The 19,712-nt window shown below is 67.1% G+C and carries 18 protein-coding genes; 11 read left to right on the top strand and 7 right to left on the bottom strand.

Going from position 1 to position 19,712, the window contains the following annotated elements; all coding sequences use genetic code 11:
* Positions 1-213: 213 nt before the first annotated feature.
* Both FQ377_RS01540 and FQ377_RS01535 read left to right on the top strand, forming a co-directional pair.
* A complete protein-coding gene (locus FQ377_RS01540) occupies positions 214-1,497 on the top strand; it encodes an NAD(P)/FAD-dependent oxidoreductase (RefSeq protein ID WP_148599481.1) in 1,284 nt (427 codons plus the stop codon).
* A 53-nt stretch (positions 1,498-1,550) separates the two neighbouring features.
* A complete protein-coding gene (locus FQ377_RS01535) occupies positions 1,551-2,687 on the top strand; it encodes an aromatic ring-hydroxylating oxygenase subunit alpha (protein ID WP_148599480.1) in 1,137 nt (378 codons plus the stop codon).
* A 64-nt stretch (positions 2,688-2,751) separates the two neighbouring features.
* On the opposite strand, the gene FQ377_RS01530 is transcribed toward FQ377_RS01535, so the two are convergent.
* From FQ377_RS01530 to FQ377_RS15265, 3 genes are all read right to left on the bottom strand, one after another.
* Positions 2,752-3,561, bottom strand: coding sequence for an IclR family transcriptional regulator (locus FQ377_RS01530; protein ID WP_148599479.1), 810 nt, complete (start codon positions 3,559-3,561; stop codon positions 2,752-2,754).
* An 84-nt stretch (positions 3,562-3,645) separates the two neighbouring features.
* Positions 3,646-4,926, bottom strand: a complete 1,281-nt coding sequence (locus FQ377_RS01525; protein ID WP_262364204.1) for a COG4705 family protein — start codon at positions 4,924-4,926, stop codon at positions 3,646-3,648.
* A 359-nt stretch (positions 4,927-5,285) separates the two neighbouring features.
* On the bottom strand, positions 5,286-5,735 hold the full coding sequence (locus tag FQ377_RS15265; RefSeq protein ID WP_187393217.1) for a hypothetical protein: 450 nt from the start codon (positions 5,733-5,735) through the stop codon (positions 5,286-5,288).
* A gap of 297 nt (positions 5,736-6,032) precedes the next feature.
* Here FQ377_RS15265 and FQ377_RS15260 point away from each other — a divergent pair, with 297 nt between their 5' ends.
* Positions 6,033-6,155, top strand: a complete 123-nt coding sequence (locus tag FQ377_RS15260; protein ID WP_395858451.1) for a hypothetical protein — start codon at positions 6,033-6,035, stop codon at positions 6,153-6,155.
* A gap of 46 nt (positions 6,156-6,201) precedes the next feature.
* On the opposite strand, the gene FQ377_RS15255 is transcribed toward FQ377_RS15260, so the two are convergent.
* Entirely contained in the window at positions 6,202-6,939 is a 738-nt protein-coding gene (locus FQ377_RS15255; protein ID WP_395858460.1) for an SGNH/GDSL hydrolase family protein, read from the bottom strand.
* 176 nt (positions 6,940-7,115) lie between these two features.
* Here FQ377_RS15255 and FQ377_RS01515 point away from each other — a divergent pair, with 176 nt between their 5' ends.
* The 5 genes from FQ377_RS01515 (at position 7,116) to FQ377_RS01495 (ending at position 11,464) form a co-directional block, all read left to right on the top strand.
* On the top strand, positions 7,116-7,658 hold the full coding sequence (locus FQ377_RS01515) for a PepSY domain-containing protein (RefSeq protein ID WP_148599478.1): 543 nt from the start codon (positions 7,116-7,118) through the stop codon (positions 7,656-7,658).
* Positions 7,659-7,718: 60 nt separating this feature from the next.
* Entirely contained in the window at positions 7,719-8,444 is a 726-nt protein-coding gene (locus tag FQ377_RS01510) for a DedA family protein (protein WP_148599477.1), read from the top strand.
* Complete coding sequence (locus FQ377_RS01505) at positions 8,441-9,214, top strand: phosphatase PAP2 family protein (protein ID WP_187393215.1); 774 nt, start codon at positions 8,441-8,443, stop codon at positions 9,212-9,214. The genes FQ377_RS01510 and FQ377_RS01505 overlap by 4 nt, the downstream gene beginning before the upstream one ends.
* Entirely contained in the window at positions 9,214-9,891 is a 678-nt protein-coding gene (locus tag FQ377_RS01500; protein ID WP_148599475.1) for a response regulator transcription factor, read from the top strand. Before FQ377_RS01505 ends, FQ377_RS01500 begins: the two co-directional genes overlap by 1 nt.
* 100 nt (positions 9,892-9,991) lie before the next feature.
* The gene (locus tag FQ377_RS01495) at positions 9,992-11,464 is read left to right on the top strand and encodes a sensor histidine kinase (protein ID WP_187393214.1); all 1,473 of its coding nucleotides are present in this window, start codon (positions 9,992-9,994) and stop codon (positions 11,462-11,464) included.
* Positions 11,465-11,554: 90 nt separating this feature from the next.
* Here FQ377_RS01495 and FQ377_RS01490 read toward each other — a convergent pair whose 3' ends face one another.
* The gene (locus tag FQ377_RS01490; protein ID WP_262364202.1) at positions 11,555-11,998 is read right to left on the bottom strand and encodes an Lrp/AsnC family transcriptional regulator; all 444 of its coding nucleotides are present in this window, start codon (positions 11,996-11,998) and stop codon (positions 11,555-11,557) included.
* Between the two features lie 199 nt (positions 11,999-12,197).
* On the opposite strand from FQ377_RS01490, the gene FQ377_RS01485 reads away from it, so the two are divergent.
* The 3 genes from FQ377_RS01485 to FQ377_RS01475 all read left to right on the top strand — a co-directional run bounded on the left by FQ377_RS01485 (position 12,198) and on the right by FQ377_RS01475 (position 16,016).
* The gene (locus FQ377_RS01485) at positions 12,198-13,385 is read left to right on the top strand and encodes a thiamine pyrophosphate-dependent dehydrogenase E1 component subunit alpha (protein ID WP_148599472.1); all 1,188 of its coding nucleotides are present in this window, start codon (positions 12,198-12,200) and stop codon (positions 13,383-13,385) included.
* Between the two features lie 89 nt (positions 13,386-13,474).
* On the top strand, positions 13,475-14,458 hold the full coding sequence (locus FQ377_RS01480; protein WP_316245912.1) for an alpha-ketoacid dehydrogenase subunit beta: 984 nt from the start codon (positions 13,475-13,477) through the stop codon (positions 14,456-14,458).
* A gap of 1 nt (position 14,459) precedes the next feature.
* Positions 14,460-16,016, top strand: coding sequence for a dihydrolipoamide acetyltransferase family protein (locus FQ377_RS01475; RefSeq protein WP_148599470.1), 1,557 nt, complete (start codon positions 14,460-14,462; stop codon positions 16,014-16,016).
* A gap of 25 nt (positions 16,017-16,041) precedes the next feature.
* Here the strand turns inward: FQ377_RS01475 and FQ377_RS01470 are convergent, their stop codons facing one another.
* Positions 16,042-17,250: a cysteine desulfurase-like protein gene (locus tag FQ377_RS01470; RefSeq protein ID WP_148599469.1), complete on the bottom strand. Its 1,209-nt coding sequence runs from the start codon at positions 17,248-17,250 to the stop codon at positions 16,042-16,044.
* A 99-nt stretch (positions 17,251-17,349) separates the two neighbouring features.
* Positions 17,350-19,581, bottom strand: a complete 2,232-nt coding sequence (locus FQ377_RS01465; protein ID WP_148599468.1) for an acyltransferase family protein — start codon at positions 19,579-19,581, stop codon at positions 17,350-17,352.
* Between the last annotated feature and the right edge of the window lie 131 nt (positions 19,582-19,712).

Raw genomic sequence — 19,712 nt, 5'->3', positions numbered from 1 at the left:
CACTCTTCGTACGATGCAGTCTCGCTGTGGACAACATAACGCACGATGAGCAACAAGTCTGGCAGCCATGGCCTGCTTGTCAAGGGCCTTCCGTCCCCGCTCCGCAGGTGCGTCCAGCCTGAGGAAAGAGGTTGACGCAATCTGCTGTGTCGTCCACGCTGTTGCATATAGCGATGAGTGTTGCTGAAGAAGCAGTATGAAGAGGTTGTGTAGATGGAAACCCTTGCGGTTGTAGGAGCATCTCTTGCCGGTCTGTCGGCGGCCAGGGCGGCACGAGCCCGGGGATTCTCCGGACGGCTCATCATGATCGGCGACGAGCACCACCGGCCCTACGACCGCCCACCCCTGTCGAAGGATTTCCTCCTCGGCCGTGTGCAGGCGGAGGACCTGCTGCTGGAGTCGGATCCGCACGAACTGGACGCCGAGTGGATCCTCGGGACGGCCGCCGTGGCCCTCGATACATCGTCGCGGACACTGCTGCTCGAGAACGGGCGGGCACTGACGGCGGACGGCATCGTCATCGCCACAGGCGCCCGTGCACGCAGCCTGCCGGCACTCTCGGGTCTCGCCAATGTCCACACTCTGCGAAGCCTCCCCGACGCACAGCGCCTCGCGCCCGCCCTTCGACCGGGCGGCAGGCTGACGGTGATCGGCGCCGGATTCATCGGCGCGGAAGTCGCCTCGGTGGCGGTCCAGCGCGGCATGCAGGTCACGATTATCGACACCAAGCCCATCCCGTTCCAGGCCCAGCTGGGCCCCGAGATGGGGTCTGTCATGGCGGGGCTCCATGCCTCCCACGGAGTGGAGCTGATCTCGTCCGCAGTGATCGAGAGCTTCGGGAGCAGTGGGTCCGGGGTCACGACCGTTCGGCTGCAGGGCGGGCGCTCCGTCGTCGCCGATACCGTCGTGGTCGGTATCGGATCCGAGCCGAACACCGAGTGGCTCGAGTCGTCCGGATTGTCCCTCGATCGGGGGGTCCTGTGTGATGCCATGGGCCGTACGGGCATTCCCGGGGTCGTCGCCGTCGGGGACTGCGCCGCCTGGTTCGACCCGGAGACCGGACGCCACCGCCGGGCCGAGCACTGGACGGGGGCCTTCGAGCGCGCCGCGCTCGCCGTGGAGGTGCTCCTGGACCCCGGGGCACCGCAGGGACCCACCACGCCCCACTACTTCTGGTCCGACCAGTACGGGGTCAAGCTGCAGTTCGCCGGTGATGTCGCCGGGTACGACCGTCTGGAGATCGAGGCGGGCGACGTCGGATCGGGCAGTTTCCTCGCCGTCTACTACCGGGCAGAGGTGCCGGTCGCGGTCCTCGGGATGAACCAGCCCAAGCTGTTCACCCGGCGGCGTCGATCTCTTCCCGCCCGTGTGCCGGTGGACTCCGCCGTCCTTGCTCCAACCGGACGCGCACCGCGGTCGCTCGCGGACCTCTGGAGCGGAGCGGGCCTCTCCTCACTGATCGGATCGGGTGCGCATTCCGACCGCAGCTCCACCTGATGACCCCTCCCGAGTCCGCACGATCATCACCACCCACCCGTTAGGAGGATGAGTTGTCCGTCGAGGTAACCACCCCCAGTCTGATCCCCACCCTTCCCGGTCACACCTACGTCGACGCAGCAGTCTTCGCGGCGGAGCAGGAGCAGATCTTCGAGCAGATGTGGTTCTGCGCCGTCCGCAGCTCAGACCTGGACAAGCCCGGTGCCTGGCGGACGGTCCAGGTGGGCCGGGAGAGCGTCCTGATCAGCCGCAACCGGAAAGGCGGTGTCCGGGCCTTCTACAACGTTTGCCGACACCGCGGCGTCAGGCTGTGCATGGAGGAGCAGGGTGAGGCCAAGCGTTCGTTCCAGTGCCCGTACCACGCGTGGACCTACGACTTCGACGGCAAGCTCATCGCGGCGCCCAACCTCACCAAGATGCCGGATATCGACCGCGACGACTACGGTCTGGCCAAAGTGCATCTCCGCGAGTATCTCGGTTACGTGTGGGTGTGCCTCGCCGATGAGCCCCCCTCCTTCGAGGAGGACGTCATGGGGGCCATCGAGGAACGGCTCGGTGACGCCAGGGCGATCGAGGGCTACGACGTCGCCAATCTCAGTGTGGGCCGGCGCATCCGGTACGAGGTGAAGGCGAACTGGAAGCTGATCATCGAGAACTTCATGGAGTGTTACCACTGCGCCACCATCCATCCGGAGCTCACGGAGGTGCTGCCGGAGTTCGCAGACGGTCTGGCTGCGCAGTACTTCGTGGGCCACGGCGCCGACTTCGGCGGGGACATCAAGGGTTTCACGGTGGACGGCTCCGAGGGGTTGGAGCGCATTCCCGGCATCGACGAGGACCAGGATCGTCGGTACTACGCCATCACCATCAATCCCACTGTCTTCGTCAACCTGGTGCCGGACCACGTGATCATCCACCGCATGTTCCCTCTGGCCGCCGACTACACGGTGGTGGAGTGCGACTGGCTCTATCTGCCGAGCGTCGTGGAGAGCGGCACGGACGTCAGTGCCTCGGTGGAGTTGTTCCACCGCGTCAACCAGCAGGACTTCGACGCCTGCGAGCGCTGCCAGCCCGCCATGAGCTCGAGGGTCTATGCCAACGGCGGCGTCCTGGTGCCCAGCGAGCACCACATCAGCGCGTTCCACGAGTGGGTCCAGGCCCGGGTGGGAGATGCCATGCTGCGCACCTGAGCCGGGTGCCGCTGGTCGTCGTCCTCGCCTGATTCCGGGCAGGGACGATGGCCTGACGGAGCGTTCAGGCGTCCGCGTGTCCCATCCTGGTGCTGATGCGCCGTCCTGCCTGGCGGAGCTCCTCGACCAGCTCCGGCATCGCCTCCGGATCGAAGCGGAACGCCGGTCCTGAGATGCTGATGGCGGCGATCACGAGATCGAGGTGGCTGACGATCGGTACAGCTACGGCATTCGAGCCGATCTCGAACTCCTCCTTCACAATCCCGTATCCGTCCCGGGCAACCTTGATCAGCTGACGCTCGAGTTCGGCTCGATCGGTGATGGTCCGCGGCGTACGCGCCGGCAATCCGGTCTCCGTGAGCAGGCGCTCCCGCTCGTCCGGGGGCAGCGTGGCCAGCAGGACCTTCCCGCTGGACGTCGCGTGGAGGGGGGTCAGGCTGCCCACCCAGTCGTAGGTGGCCAGCGTGGACGGTCCCATGGCCTGATCGAGATTCACGGCGTAATCGGAGCGCAGCACGGCCAGGTTCACCGTCTCCTTGAACTTCTCCGCCAATCCTTCCAGGACGGGGCGGGCCTCCCTCACCAGACTCAGCCGCCCCGGGATGGAGCTGGCCAGCCGTAGGATGCCGAAGCCGAGCCGGTACTTACCGCGCTCGCTGTCCTGATGAACCAGTTCCCTGTTCACGAGCGAGGCCAGCAGGCGTGAGGCGGTGGACTTGTGGATGTTCATCTCGAGGGCGATGCTGCTCACGCCGGCGTCACCGTCGCGAGCCAGGATCTCCAGGACCGCGAGGGCGCGATCCACCGACTGCACACCACCCTGCGGGCCCGCCTCCGTCTCACCGTCGACATCGCGGTCGTTTCTCAAGGGCATGCTTAATACTCTCAGAATCGGCAGGACCCGTTCCGCACCTCCACGCCCGCGCCGTTCTCCGACGTAGCCCGTCACCGGGGCCGATCATCCCGCGCCCAGGGTCCCGAGGAGACTCTGGAGGGCTTCCTGCTCCGTTGCTGCGTCGGGGTTTCCGGAGCGGACGGACGAGAGGACGGGATCGATCTGGTTGTCGATGAAGGTCCACGCGCGGCAGTCCGCGGCGGTCAGCGCGTCCTGGCTGTCGTCCCAGGCGGTTTCGAGATCGGTGGCGCGGTCGGCGGCGGCTGCCTGGTCGCCCTGTGCGACGAGGTGGAGCGTGTCCGAGGCGATGGTGCGGAACTGCGTGAGGTTCTCCGCCGGGTATGCGCCCTGTGCTGCAGCCCGCGCTTCTGCCTGGGTGAGAGCCGGTGCATCAGCCCCGCACGTCGGTGCCGAACCCTCGTCGGCCAGCGCGCTGGTGTGGGGGAGGCTGTTCGTGTAGACGAGCAGCCCCACGACGGCGACGGCGACGGCGACCAGGACGCCGAGAGTCGTCCGGGGCCGTGCCGGGCCCGCCTTCAGTGCTCGGGAATCCCGTGGACGTTCCACGACATCTGCCCTGCTGATGCCGAGATACACCACGGTGGCGAGGATGGCGGCCAGGAAGAGGATGCTGGTGGCGAAGGTACCGAGCCCGAGACCTCCCTCTGCCGGCGGCAGTCCGAGCCAGTCGCCGATATTGGCGCCCAGGGGGCGGGTGAGGATGTAGGCGATCCAGAAGATGAGCACCGGATCTGCGCCGAAGCGCCAGAGTATCGCCATGATCCCGATGAGGGTCAGGGGTAGCAGGATCGAGAGCCCGGGTCCCCAGCCCGTGAGCTCCAGGGTCCAGTCGCCCAGGGCGGTGCCGAGCGCGAAGGTGGTGAGCACGGCGAGCCAGTAGAACGCCTCGCGCGGGGTGTTCGTGATGCTGTGGATCGAGAGCGTGTGTTCCTTCGTGAACCAGATGAGGAAGACGATCGCGAGTGCACCCGAGAACACCGCGGAACTGACCCAGAGCGGCACACCTGCTTGGTCGGTGAGGATGTCGGTGTAGAGCGTGCCGGTGATGCTCATGACCACGACGGTCAGCCAGTAGGCGCCCGGGTGGTACCGGTCGAGTCGCATCTGGACGGTGAGCACGACGACGGTGATGACGCTGAAGATGACAGCGGTCGCGACCAGGCCCACACCGAGAGCCATGTTGATGTAGTCGGCGAAGCTCTCGCCCACCGTAGTGCAGAGGATCTTGATGATCCAGAACCAAATCGTTATCTCGGGGACCTTGCTCAGCACGTCCCGCACCGTGTGTCCGGGCGTGGGGTTGATCGATTCAGTCTGATGCACGTCGACCTCCTGGCTTTCCTCCGACGTCCGCCGGTGACTACTGCACCCATGACGTCCCCGGCCGGGAACGCAGGGTCGGGTCGACCCGATGCTGGACCAGTATCGGCCGTGGAGGTTGAATGGTTGCTGAGGACGTCGGGAGTGGGGGATCCATTCAGGCTGAGCGGCTATCCTGCGACCGCAGGCACGGGTCCGACCGTTGTGGAAGGCGAGGCTCCAGGAATGGCTTCACACGGGTGGCTCCGGATGACCGGTCGGTCGATCGCTGCCCGGCCTGTGACGGCCGCCTACCTGGCGTCGTTGTGGCTCGTGGGCGTGACGACGGGAAGTCTGCTCTCCGGGCCGCCCGAGGCCCTGGCCTACACCGTCCGGCTCTCGGTGGACTCCGCCGTGTCGAGCCCGTGGACCGTGGGAACAGCCCTGCTTTGGGCGGATTCCCTCGTCGGATATCTGCTGGCCACCATCGCGGTGCTCCTGACGGGGTGGGCCTTCGAACGACGGATGGGAAGTAGCAGATTCCTGCTCGCTGCCCTGGCGGCACACGTGGTCGGGGTCTTCCTGGCGGTCGGCTTCATCCACGCGACGAGGGTCTTGGTCGGAGACTGGACGGCAGCCCTGGTGTCCGAGTCCTTCATGGGGGTGACGGGCCTGGCGTGCGGTGCTGCAGCAGCTGGATCAGCAGTGCTCGGAACGCTGTGGAGGCGGCGCCTGCGGGTGAGCCTGTTCACCGTCGTCGTCCTCCTGGCGCTGTTCAGCGGAACCTTCCAGGACATGCTCAATCTGTTCGCTGCGGTGGTCGGAGCGGTCATGGGGCCCTTGCTGCTGGGCCGCCGCAGCTATCGGCCGCGCGTCGCCGTGAGCCGGAGGGAGGCGCGGGTCCTGGTCGCCCTCCTGGTGGCGGCGTGTGCAGCCGGCCCTGTGATCGCCGCACTGAACACGCAGGCGGCGGGTCCGTTGGCGGTGCTCGAGTACCTCTTCACCGAGGTTCAACCCACCGACCCGGCGACGGTCACGGCGGTGTGCGACGATCCGACCCAGGTGGAGGACTGCGCGGCGGCGACGCTCCAATTACCACCAGCTACGAGAGTGTCGCGGAGGCCGGAGCGGTGCGGCGGTGGCGACAGCGGCTCTTCGTCCGGATCGCCGGATGGGGGGTCGATCCGATCCGGTTCCACGATCTGCCCATGGATCGCACCATCCTCATCGGCCGCACCGTGGAACTGCCTTGATGCAGTCGGGCTGAAGCGGCCCTGCCTTCAGGACGGGGTCTCGCCTTCAGTGCTGATGCATGAGGTCCGTCGAGGTGAGGTTCAAGGTGATGAGCCGGTGCGCCAGGACGCCGGCGAGAAGATCATGGCCGGCCTGGGTCACATGCACACGGTCCGGCAGCTGGTGACTCGCACCGTAGCGGGTCAACCAGTCGCCCGCACTGGTGAAAGCCACCTGATGGTCGGCAGCATGTGCGCCCAGAACCTTGTCCACCGCCGTGCGCCGCGCCCCTCCGTCAGCGGATCCCCTGGCAAGTGTGCCGATCATGACGATCTTCGACGTCGGATACGTTCGGGTGAGCGTCGAGATCACCGCATCGGCTCCTCCGCCGATCTGCGTGTCGGTCGCACCCCGGGTCGCGTCGTTACCGCCGCCTTCCACGCCGATCAGCGCCGGGTCCGTGCATGGTAGGACCCAACGACCCCCGGCGAGCGCTGCTGGGTAGTTGAGGGCTCCGCTGCCATTGCTGGCGACGAAGCCGGTACCTCCAGCTCCGACGAATCGGACGTCGTATCCAGCCTCACGCAACCCTGTCTGGGGCCATGTCCTATCCGCTGCGACACCTGCCGCGCCTCCGGCCCCGCCCGACGTTGCTCGCGTCCTGTCCGGTACATGGTGTCCTCCTCGAGCGACCGGACCGAGGGGGATCGGTCCGGCGTGGAAGTAGCTCCCAGGGCCCAGTGTGCGCCTCGCAGCTTGAACCGACGCTGAGAGTGCCGAGACGGAGGAACCGCGACGGGGCACCACGTGGGCAACGGCCGTGGACCCCGTACCGACCCGGCACAGGTCCTCTCAGCAATCTCTAAGAGCCCAGGCCTGAGAGTGGTGTCATGCACCCGGAGACGGTGCCCGGCCCGGCGAACCACCACATCAGCACTGGTGGAGGGGTCCACGCAAGGTGAGCGAAAGGCAGTAACTCCATGAACACCACTCAGAAGAAGAAGGCCATCGTAGGCTCCGTGGCGGGTCTGGTCCTGGCCGGCGGAACCGCGCTGGGCGGTATCGCCGTAGCCAATGCCAACTCCTCCGGCGCCGCCGCCCCGGGAGCAACCCAGGACGAGCAGGGCGAGCAGAACGATGCGAACGAGGTGGAGGTGGCAGGTTCCATCCCGGTCCCGGAGTCGGCGACCGAGGTGCCCGACGCCGAAGAAGAAGCACAGCTCGCCGAGCTCGCAACCATCGACTCCGCCGCAGCGGAGGCCGCTGCTACGTCATCGGTTCCGGACAGCACGATCGTCAGCACGGTGCTCGGCGACGAAGACGGCTTCCTGGTCTACGACGTCACCGTCAAGGATGGAGCGGGAGCAGTGACCGAGGTGAAGGTCGACGGAGGCAACGCCACCGTCCTGGCCTCCGAGCCCGGCGACGACGAGGGCACTGAGGGTCCCGAGGCCGACGATGCTACGGGGGGCTCCGCGTCACAGAACGACGACGGCGCCGACGGGGAAGTGGACGACTCCTGAGCCAGGTCGACCACCACAGGCAGGGCACATACTCCATCAGCACGAACCAAGGGAAAGCTCATGATGTCACCACTGGCCATGTCTCTACCCGGCGGTCTGGTCCCGGGAGGGGTGACCGACCCGTCAGCGCTGCTCCACAGCGCGGGAGGATGGGTTCTGCTCGTGGTCGCCGCGGTGGTCTTCGTGGAGTCCGGGGCGTTGTTCCCCTTCCTGCCGGGAGACTCCCTCATCTTCACTGCGGGTCTCCTCCACGGTCGGCTGGGCCTTGGGCTGCCCGTCCTCATAGCGGTCATCGTGGGCGCTGCGGTGGCGGGGGACCAGACGGGATACTGGTTGGGGCGCCGCTTCGGACGACGATGGTTCAGTGATGGTGCCCGGGTCCTGAACACTCGGTACCTTGCCGGCGCCGAATCCTTCTTCACCCGGTATGGAGGGCGATCGCTCGTCCTGGCCCGCTTCGTACCTTTTGCGAGGACCTTCGTGCCGCTGGCGGCCGGTACGGCACACTACCGCTACCGCTCCTTCCTGCTGTGGAATGTGGTCGGGGCGGTCCTGTGGGGCGTCGGACTGACCGTCGCCGGCTCACTCCTGGGCGGAGTACCCTTCATCACCGACCACGTCGATCTCATCGCCGTGGTGATTGTCCTCGTGTCCATCGTTCCCACAGCCGTCGAGATCACACGTCACATCAGGAAGAACAGATCAGGACAACTTCCTCCGCAGTCCGTCGAGGAGCAGCTCCAGGATGCCCCGGAGCCCCTTCGTCGCGACGTCGACGTGCCGTGACGGCATCGCCGCACCGGGACGGCTCGCAGCGGGATCGAGCGCCGGACTCCACGCGCGGGTCGGAGGTGCCCCACGGGCACCGTGACCCCTCTTTCCTGCTGCGGCACTGGGTGCTGGGTCCCCTGCTCGTCGGTGTGTTCGTCCTGGGTGCCGGCCTGATCCTGAGGACGAATCTCTTCCTGGCCGCGGCCGATCTGCGCCTCCTGCAGAACATCAGCCATCTCCACAGTGGAACAGGAAATGCTGTTGCGCTGGCGATCCATGCCGGGCTTCGTGGGTGGTCTGCCCTGGTCGTCCTTGCCATCGTGGCGTGTGGTGTCGCGGCACTCACCCGCTCCATGGCGAACGGGCTGATCATCGTCGGCATGACTACGTGTGGATGGGCTGCGACAGCGGTCATGAAGGCGATCGTGGGAAGGGAACGCCCCGATCAGCTGCTGCTGGCTGATTCCCTGCTGCCCGGCGCTCACGGACCGACCTCCTATCCGTCCGGTCACACCGCGTTCGCCGCATCCCTCGCCATCGCGGTGTCGCTGGTGATGTGGCGGACCCGCTGGCGGATCCCCGTCGTCGTGCTCGCCGCTGCGTTCACCGGACTTGTCGCGGTCTCCCGAATCTATCTCGGCGTGCACTATCTCTCCGACGTCATGGCGTCCCTCGCCCTGTCCGGCGCGGTGGCGGTTCTGCTGGCCGGGGTCATGGCATCTGTCCGGCGGTATCGGGCGGGCCTCGCTACGATTGCAACACCCGAGGGTGGAAGGAACCCCTGATGCGCGTGCTGCTGGTCGAGGACGAGAGAGATCTGGCCGAGTCCGTCCGGCGGGGTCTGACGAACGAAGGCTTCGTGGTCGATGTGGCGCACGACGGCATCACCGGCGCCTGGATGGCCGTGGAGAACCCCTACGACGTCGCGGTCCTCGACATCATGCTGCCAGGCAAGCACGGTTATCAGATCCTCAAGGACATCCGTGCGGCGAAGATCTGGACTCCGGTGCTCATGTTGACAGCGAAGGACGGCGAGTACGACCAGACGGACGCCTTCGACCTGGGAGCCGACGACTACCTCACCAAACCGTTCAGCTTCATCGTGCTGGTGGCGCACCTGCGGGCGTTGATCCGCCGCGGGGCGCCGGAACGGCCGGTCGCCCTGAGTGTGGGGTCGCTGGTCCTGGATCCTGTCCGACGCCTGGTGATGCGTCGCGGAGTGGCTGTTCCGGTGACCCCGAAGGAGTACGCGATCGTGCACTACCTGATGCGCCATCACGACCAGGTGGTCTCCAAAGCGGAGATCCTCGACAACGTCTGGGACGCGGCCTTCGAAGGAAGCGACAACGTGGTCGAGGTGTACATCGGCTATCTCCGCAAGAAGCTGGATCTTCCGTTCGACACGACAACTCTGACCACTGTCCGGGGCATGGGGTACTGCCTGGTCTCCGATGAGCGGTGACCACCGTTCCATCGACGGACCACCGGAGCCAGGGACACGGGCGAGCACCGGTCGCCGTAGTTCGCGTGGTTTTTCGGGCTGGGGCGTCCGAGGACAAGCCGTGCTCGCTGCCGTCACGACCATGGCGATTGTCCTCGTACTGGCCGGAGTGGCGTTGCTCCTGGTCCTGCGGTCATCGCTGCTCGACAACGCCCGGGACCTGGCAGTGCAACACCTCGACAGCATGGTCGAACAGATCCGGGAGAACGACTCCGAGGACCTCACCGGTGATCTCCTCGGCGATTCCGTGCGCAGCGGCGGAATGTCGGGTAATCAGGTGACCCAGATCATCGACCCGGACGGAACCATCAATGCGACCACGAACGCATCCGTCGACGACGTTCTTTACGGCGGCGGGCCCCTCGGCCCGGGGCAGTTCTTCTCCTCCGGGGACCCTGGACTGAAGGGCCTTCTCGACTTCGACGACTACGTCGTCGCAGCCCAGGGCGTCCGGACCCCGGACGGGGACAAGGTCGTTGTGGTCGGCGTCACGACTGCCATCGAACGCGATGCCGTCACAACCGTCGGCTGGTTGCTCCTCGGCGGTGTGCCGGTCCTGCTCGCGCTGGCCGGAACCCTCATCTGGTTCCTCGTCGGCCGCGCGCTGCGCCCTGTGGAGCGCATCCGAACAACCGTCGCCGGTATCACCCACCAGCACCTCGACGAGCGGGTGGACATTCCTCCCACCCGCGACGAGATCGAGCGCCTGGCCATCACCATGAACGACATGCTGGGTCGGCTCGAGAGTGCCGATGCGGCACAGCGCCGCTTCGTCACCGATGCCAGCCACGAACTGCGCAGCCCCCTGGCCACCCTCACCACCGGGCTGGAGATCGCCGCCGCGGATCCTTCCCCGACCACCTGGCGCGAGACGTCGACCATGCTGCAGACCCAGGCCAACAGGATGGGATATCTCGTCGACGACCTGCTGACGCTGACCAAGATCGACGACGCCGGTCTGAGATTCGTCATGCAGGACGTGGACCTCGACGATCTCCTCGTCGAGGAGCTGGCCCGCCTGAAGACAGTCTCCCCGTACGTCGTCCATGCATGCATCGAACCTACGCGGATCACCGCCGATCCCCAGCGCATCACCCAGGTCATCCGGAATCTCCTCAACAACGCGGACCGGCACGCCGCATCAGCCATCACCATCGATCTCGGGATCGGGTCCATACCCTCGGTTCCCAGCCTCCCGGCGGATGACGACCGCGCCCGTGACTCCGCTGGACCGACAGTGCTCCTGACCGTCGACAACGACGGCGACAGGATTCCCGCAGCAGACCGTGAGCGTGTGTTCGACAGGTTCGTCCGCCTGGACGCGAGCCGGACCAGGGAGAGCGGCGGCAGTGGACTGGGTCTGGCCATCAGCAGGGAGATCATCCGGGCGCACTCCGGTACGATCGTCGCGACCGAGACAGCGGCCGGCCAGACGCGCTTCGAGGTGGTCCTTCCGCTGCAGAATTCTCCCGCGGCCTTCCGGTCGACGATCCTTCCTCAGATCGGCGATCCTCCACAGCATGAGGACGGATGAGGAGCGGCGCTCATCGCGGGCGCGCTCTGGGGTGGCGGACTTCCCAACCGCCACTGACGACCCACTGACGACCCATCGGCGCCGGACGCCTCATCTCGTGTCGAGATCCTCGAACACGAGGAACGTCTGGGTATCGAGGACGCCCGGCATCGACTGCAGCTGATCGAAGATCAGGCGCCGGAGCCCCACGTTGTCCTCGGCACGGACCAGCAGGATCACATCGAAGTCACCGCCCACCAAAGCTATGTGGTGGATCTCCGGGATTTTTCGCAGCTGGTCCCGCAGCTCCCGCCACGAATGCTGGCGTACCTTCAGCGTGACATAGGCCGACGACCGCAGGCCCGCTTTCGCGGGGTCGATGATCGCCGTGAACTTCGTCAGGACGCCGTCCTCGGTCAGTCTGGCGATACGCGAGTACGCATGGGCCCGCGAGATGTGCACCCGCTCCGCCACCGCCGTCACCGACTGCCGGCCATCTCGCGTCAACTCCGCGAGGATGTTCCGGTCCACCTCGTCGAGATCTCCTGTTCCCACCCGTCCACATCTCCCCACGTAATCCAGCTCACAGTGACAATTCGTCTACAGAATATCCTCTGGTACTCGATACAATCCAGAATTCTACCCGTTCGTGGCGACAAAACCTGCGCCTGGCCATACTTGTCTGACAGAGTATCCAGCGCCGGAGCCAGGCGCTGCCACGTAGGCCGCTGCAGCGGCCGGTGATGGAGGCGGAATGAGTACGGCAACGAACGAAGGCCGCGAGAGCGTATTGGACGGCGTGCGGACGCCGACGGCGGACAGCGCGTTGCTGCCCTCCGCGCACCCGGTGCAACTGGTGGACCCCGAGGGACGACACACGCCCGACGACCGCTATCCATTACCCTCCGGTGAGGATCTCCTGGGCGCGTACGGCCGCCTCGTCTCCGGCCGCCGCATCAATGACCAGGCCAACGCGCTGGTCCGTCAGGGCCGCATGGCGGTCTACCCGTCCTCGCACGGGCAGGAGGCCTGCCAGGTCGCTGCCGCCACCGTGCTCGGCGACGAGGACTGGCTCTTCCCCACCTACCGCGACACGGTCGCCGTCGTGACCCGCGGGGTCGATCCGCTCGAGGTCTTCACCCTGCTCCGCGGCGACTGGCACAGCGGCTACGACCCGTACGAGCACAAGGTCGCAACCCAGGCCACCCCGCTGGCGACGCAGCTCCTGCACGCGGTGGGCGTGGCGCATGCCGCGAAGCTGCGCGGCGAGAGCACCGTGGTGCTCGCGATGTGCGGTGACGGAGCGACGAGCGAGGGCGATTTCCACGAGGCCCTGAACTTCGCGGCGGTCTTCCACGTACCCGTGGTCTTCTTCATCCAGAACAACGAGTTCGCGATCTCCGTGCCCCTCACGAGCCAGACCGTGGCACCCTCGCTCGCGCACAAGGCGATCGGCTACGGCATGCCGGGGGAGCGCGTGGACGGCAACGATCTCGCTGCGCTGCTGTCGGTCCTCGGCTCCGCGGTGAGCAGGGCGCGTGACGGCGGAGGCCCCTCCCTCGTCGAGGCGCACACGTACCGGATGCAGGCCCACACGAACGCCGACGACGCCACGCGCTACCGGTCGGCCGACGACGTCGAGCGCTGGATCCCGAAGGATCCGCTGGTGCGCATGCGCACTTATCTGAAGGGCCTCGAGCTGCTGTCCGACGAGGCGGAGACCGACCTCGCAGCAGCAGCCGACACCATCGCCGCGACAATTCGCAAGGGACTCAACACGGACGTCGAGGTCAACCCGGCCGATCTCTTCGAGTACGTCTACGCGGAGAAGACCACGCAGTTGCGCGAGCAGGCGGAGCAGCTGCGCGAGGAACTGGCCCGGGACGCCGCTCCCGCGGATCCTGCTGTGACCGGGAGCGCGACGAAGGAGAACCAGCGATGACGCAGACCACCGAAGCGCCCGTCGCGGACGGTATCGGCCAGCCCGACGCCACCCCCGCCCGTGCAGCCACGACCACCTCGACCTTCGCGATGGCGCTCAACGCGGCCCTCGCCGACGCCATGGAGGCTGATCCCGCCGTGCTGATGTTCGGCGAGGACGTGGGGCCACTCGGCGGAGTCTTCCGCATCACGGACGGGCTGACCGCCCGGTTCGGCGAGGAGCGGTGTTTCGACACGCCGCTCGCCGAGGCCGGCATCATGGGCATGGCCGTGGGGATGGCGATGAACGGCATGAGGCCCGTGGTCGAGATGCAGTTCGACGCCTTCGCCTACCCGGCCTTCGAGCAGGTGGTCAGCCACGTGGCGAAGATGCCGAACCGCACCAAGGGCAAGGTCCGCCTGCCGATCGTCATCCGGATCCCCTACGCCGGCGGGATCGGCGGGGTGGAGCACCACTGCGACTCGTCAGAGGCCTACTACGCCCACACACCCGGTCTGACGGTCCTCGCTCCAGCGACCGTGCGCGACGCCTACTTCATGCTGCGCGAGGCCATCGCCTCGCCCGATCCCGTGGTGTTCCTGGAACCCAAGAAGCTGTACTGGTCCAAGGAGGAGGTCGACCTCGCCGAGCTCCGCAGGACGTTCGACGACGGCGAGGCACCGCGCCGCATCGGACGCGCCGTCGTCGCCCGCGCCGGGACCGACGCGACCCTCATCAGCTACGGCCCGTCGGTGCCGACGGCGCTCGCCGCTGCTGCTGCGGCCGCCGAGGAGGGACGCTCGATCGAAGTCATCGATCTGCGCTCGATCGTCCCGTTCGACGACGAGACCGTCACCGAGAGCGTCCGACGCACCGGTCGTGCCGTGGTCGTGGCCGAGGCGCCGGGCTTCGCCTCGGTGGCCTCCGAGATCGTGGCGCGGGTGCAGGAGCGCTGCTTCCACTCGCTCGCCGCGCCGGTGCTCCGCGTGACCGGGTTCGACATCCCCTTCCCGTCACCGAAGCTCGAGCACTTCTACCTGCCGAGCGTGGACCGCATCCTCGACGCCGTCGACGCCCTGCAATGGGAGGACTGACATGACCGCCGCTCCAGAGACAGCGAAACTCCTGGTCTTCGCCCTCCCCGACCTCGGGGAGGGCCTCACCGAGGCGGAGCTGGTGACCTGGCTCGTCGCCGAGGGCGACGCCGTCGCCGTCGACCAGCCCATCGCGGAGGTGGAGACAGCCAAGTCCGTGGTGGAGGTGCCCTCGCCCTTCGAGGGGACCGTCGCCGTCCTGCATGGGAGGCCGGGACAAGTGCTCGACGTTGGAGCGCCGTTCCTGTCCGTGCGGCCCGAAGGCTCGGAGGAATCTGATGATGTGGAGGAGTCGATCGCCGCTGGCGACCCCGCCCTCCTCACAGCTGCCGCCGCCGTGCGCGAGGAGGCCGGGGTGCCTGCTGCCGCGACGCAGGACAATGATGAATCACCCGTGGCCGCAGAGGGCTCGGGCAACGTGCTGATCGGGTACGGCACCCCCGGCGGCCTGACCGGGGGGCGCACGCGTCCGCGGAAGGCCGCCGCCAAGCCTGCCGGCCTGGATGCAGGGGCTCCGCCCGCCGCAACGCCGAACGCCGCGACGCCCACCGCCCCACCGGCTGCGGCTTCCACGCCCGCCGACCCGCCGTCGCCCCGCCCAGCATCGACCGTGGCGGGACCAGGAGCGAGAGCTCCGATCTGCATCTCCCCGCTGGTCCGCAGACTCGCGCGTGAGAACGGTCTGAGGCTTGCTGATCTGACGGGCTCGGGGGAGCAGGGCCTGATCCTGCGCCGCGACGTCATCGCGGCGATCTCAGGGAGCGCGGCACCACCCCTCACGGCCGCCGGAGCGCCGGAGGCGGCACAGGCCAGCGCCGACGTCGATGCGGTCGCGGATTCCCGATCCGGTCTGGCCGTCCTGGAGCGCACACCGCTGCGCGGGGTCCGCCGGACCATCGCCGACGCCATGACGCGCAGCAGGCGGGAGATCCCCGAGGCGACCGTCTGGGTCGACGTGGACGTCACGGCCCTGATGGAGCTGCGCGAGGGCATGAAGCGCCGCACCCCCGACGCCGTGCCGGGCATCCTGGCCTTTGTGGCGCGCTTCGTCGTCGCCGGTCTGGCCCGCTACCCCGAGCTGAACAGCCGGATCGCCATCGCCGACGACGGCACGCAGGAGCTCGTCCGTGTGGACGGCGTGAATCTCGGCATCGCCGCGCAGACCGACCGCGGGCTCGTGGTGCCCAGCGTCCGACGTGCGGACACCATGTCGGCGCGCGCACTCGACGCCGAGATCCGTCGTCTCGCTGCCCTGGCGCGCGAGGGCAAGGCGACGCCTTCGGAGCTGTCCTCCGGCACCTTTACCCTCAACAACTACGGCGTGTTCGGGGTGGACGGCAGCGCGGCGATCATCAACTATCCGGAGTCCGCGATCCTCGGCATGGGCCGGATCATGGACCGGCCCTGGGTGGTGGACGGTCAGCTCGCGGTGCGGAAGATCACCGAACTGACGCTCGCCTTCGATCACCGCGTCTGCGACGGTGGCACCGCCGGTGGCTTCCTGCGCTTCGTCGCGGACGCGATGGAGAACCCGGGCGGGCTGCTCGCCGACCTGTAGGACCGCGACGATCCTCACCCCCGCACTACGACGCAACGAACTCGCCGAGCGCGGCCACGAGACGGTCGGCGTCGTCGTCGTCGGTGTAGGGCGCGACGCCGATCCGCAGTGCGGCGGTGTCCTCGAGATTGAGGCGACGGAAGGCTTCGTAGGCGTAGAACGAGCCGGCCGGCGCGAGGATGTTCCGTTCCACGAGGAACCGGTAGGCGTCCGTGGAGGACCGGCCCGGGAAGGTCACCAGCAGTGTCGGCGTCCGATCCTGGGCCTTCGAGTGCATCGTGACGGCGGGGCCGAGGTCCGCCAGCCCTGTCTCGATGCGGGAGCGCATTGCGAGCTCGTGCTCCTCGACCACGTGGGCGGAGGCAAGAAGGCGAGCACGGCGGCCGGTTCCGGCGCCGGGCGCGATCGCCGCGAGGAAATTCACGGCCGCCGTAGCTCCGGCCATGATCTCGTAAGGGAGGGTGCCGAACTCGAACCGCTCGGGCACCTCGTTCGTGGACGGCAGCAGCTTGTCCGGCTGCAGTGACTCCAGCAGTTCCGGGTCGGCTACGAGGACACCGCAGTGGGGCCCGAGGAACTTGTAGGGCGAACAGGCGAAGAAGTCCGCTCCCAGCGCCGTCACATCGACGGCCGCATGGGCGGTGTAGTGCACCCCGTCCACGTAGACCAGGGCGCCGACCGCGTGAGCGGCCTCGGCGATGCGGCGCACCGGCGGTTTGGTGCCGAGCAGGTTCGACGCGGCGGTGATTGCCACCAGCTTCGTGCGCTCTGTTATCGCGGCTGCGACGGACGCGTCGTCGATCTCCGTGGTGTCCGGGTCGAAATCGATCCAGCGCACGGTGGCGCCGACCGATGCGGCAGCTTGCACCCACGGGCGGATGTTGGAGTCATGGTCCAGGCGTGAGACGACGATCTCATCCCCTGGCTGCCAGGTCTTGGCGAGGTGGCGCGAGAAGTCATAGGTCAGCTGCGTTGCGCTTCGCCCATAGACGACACCGCGAGGGTGCGCTCCCAGCAGATCGGCCATGGCTGCCCGGAATTCGCCGACCGCCACTTCGGCGTTGGTTTCCGATCCCGTACCGGAGCCGCGGATGGACAGCGGCCCGGTGAGGGTATCGGCTATCGCGGCTCCCACCATGGTGGGGGTCTGTGTTCCGCCGGGGCCGTCGAAGTGTGCGGTGCCGGTGAGCAGGGCGGGGAAGTGAGCGCGGAGGGCCGCGATGTCCAGGGTCATCCCGCTACCTTCTCAGGTGAAGGTCGATGCGGAAAGGGGCACGGACGCGAGTCGTCGTGGATCATTTCGAGAGACCCACATCGTGTAGCAGGACCAGAGTCACGAATAAGGTAACGGAAGCCGTTCTCGTGGCTGGTCACGGCTTTCCCGGGGAGAGGACTGTCGGGATTCGAGGATGGCGTGATTTTCGAGCTCGTGGCGTAGGGCGGGTACCAGTTTGGTTTGGAACTGCGGCGTCATGTGGACGAGGTCCCGCATCACGGGAGTGTTCCCGATGAAGCTCGGGCACCAATTCTCTGTGCAGAACCAGAGTTCCGGACTCACGTAGAGCGCACCGAGTTCTGCGGCGAGCTCCTGTTCGGCGGTCGCGAAGGTGTGCCACTGCGCGTCGATCTGTCCGGCGCAGAAGGATGGGTCGGCGATCTTCGAATAGCACGTCTGGATGTCGGTGGTGAGGGGTGGGGGCGAGAGGAATATGACGGAGCCCACGGAATCGCTGAAGCGGGACACAATTTCCTGTGTGCTGTCCTTCCACTCCTCCGGACTCATTGGCTCGTCCCGGCCCGCGGGGATTCGCGGCTCGTACGTGTTGGAAATGATCACGACCTCTGGTCGGAGTCTGGTGATAGCCTCCACAGCCTGCGCTTTCCGCCCTTCGCACGCCGCCACGAGTCTCGGGGAAGGATTCTTCACGAGGGTGTCCGTGAAGGTGCAGCCGGACGAAGCGAGGCTGGTGACCGCCCAGCCATCCGCGGATCTGAACACGTCTCGCGCTGTCGACGTCCAGGACATTGCGATCGAGTCGCCGACAACCACTGCGCGTCGGGTGGCATCAGGGTCACCCCACGTGCACTCTCTGATATCCAAGCGTCCGGTACCACCGCAGGCGCTGATTTCTCCGGAAGCCAACGGTCCGTTCATCGCCTCGTCCATACTGGGTTCCAGCTGCGGCCAGTCCTCCTTCTCGAGCGCACTGCGGATCTGCCTCTGCAAAATGGCCGTCTCATCCGACACGGCGGGCGCTTCCTTGCCGGCCAGCTCAATGGCCCGGGCATGCTCTGGTACGAGGGGCACCGCTCCTGTCGCCAGAACGGCCGTGAGGCCGGCAGCTATGGCGGCTCGCTGGAAGCCGGCCCGACGCGCCGTTTCGTGAGCTGCCTTCCTGTCCGGCGTCGTCGTTCCGGCAGCCCCTGCTCTCTGCCCGGAGAGCCACGAGGACCTACGGACCGGGTCCTCGATGAGGTGGTAGGAGAACACCGCGAGGAGGATCATCGCTGCAGCGCAGCCCAGGTAGAATACGGGGCCCCGGCCGAGGAACACGGCGCCGCCGATGATGATCACCGGGAAGTGCCAAAGGTACAGCGAGTAGGAGATGTTGCCGAGGTACCCGCTCACGGGATTGGTGAGGGGCAGCAGGAACCGGTGTCTGTCCGCACCGGTACCGGCCAGGATCACGAGGACCGCACCGAGGACAGGGAGAAGTGCCCACGGTGCAGGGAAGGCCGAGGACGAGTCGACGAGGAACAGCCCGGCCACCATCAGGCCGATGCCCAGCCAGGCCAGCAGCGGACGCACCCTCGCAGCGAGTCGGCTGCACAGCGGTGCGGCGCAGGCCAGAGCCGTACCGGCACCGAGTTCCCAGCCGCGGGAGAACGTGGAGAAGTAGGCCTGGGTTGGTGAGGTCTGCGTTTCCCGGAATGCCCAGGCAAAGGATGCCACGGAGATCAGTCCGATGATGAGTCCTGCGCAGAGCCGGGCTTGCGCGGGACCACCGTTCGGCTGCTTTGCCACCAACGTCAGCACCAGGAGCATCACGGCGGGCCACACGAAGTAGAACTGCTCCTCGACGGACAGGGACCAGAAGTGCTGCAGGGGAGAGACCGGTACGTTCGCCCGGAAGTAGTCGGTGCCAATGGCTGCAAAGCGCCGGTTGGCGTAGAACAGCGCCGCTGCCACGCCGTCCTGCGCCGTCCCGTGGAAGCGGGAGGGCCTGAAAATCGCGTAGGCCCCGAGGAGGGTCACTACGATCACGACGAGCGACGCCGGAATGATGCGCTTGATGCGCCGCCGGTAGAAGTTGCCGAAGGAGATGCGCCCGGCCTTCTCGTACTCCCGGAGAAGGAGCCCCGTAATGAGGAAGCCCGAGATGACGAAGAAGATGTCCACGCCGATGAAGCCGCCGCTCGGCCACCCGATCAGATGATCCAGTACCACCACCACGACCGCCAGGGCGCGCAGGCCCTGGATGTCCGGCCTAATGCGTGTCCTCCCGGACGCAGCCTCTCGCCGGGGCCCCGTGTGAGCGGGATCGGAGGGGGGCGCGGTGTGCATGGGAGCCTCCAGGTAGCGTGCGGACGGGCCCCCTCAACGACTTTACGACACGCTTGGCGCGAGGGCTCTGTAGGAACCGACAGCGGGACGGCCTCACCTATCCGTGCAGCAGACCCGAACCTACGGATCGG

Source organism: Arthrobacter echini (assembly GCF_008107445.1).
Classification (GTDB): Bacteria; Actinomycetota; Actinomycetes; order Actinomycetales; family Micrococcaceae; genus Arthrobacter_D; species Arthrobacter_D echini_A.
The sequence above is the reverse complement of the archived record's forward strand: the minus strand, read 5'-3'. Positions and strand labels throughout refer to the sequence as shown.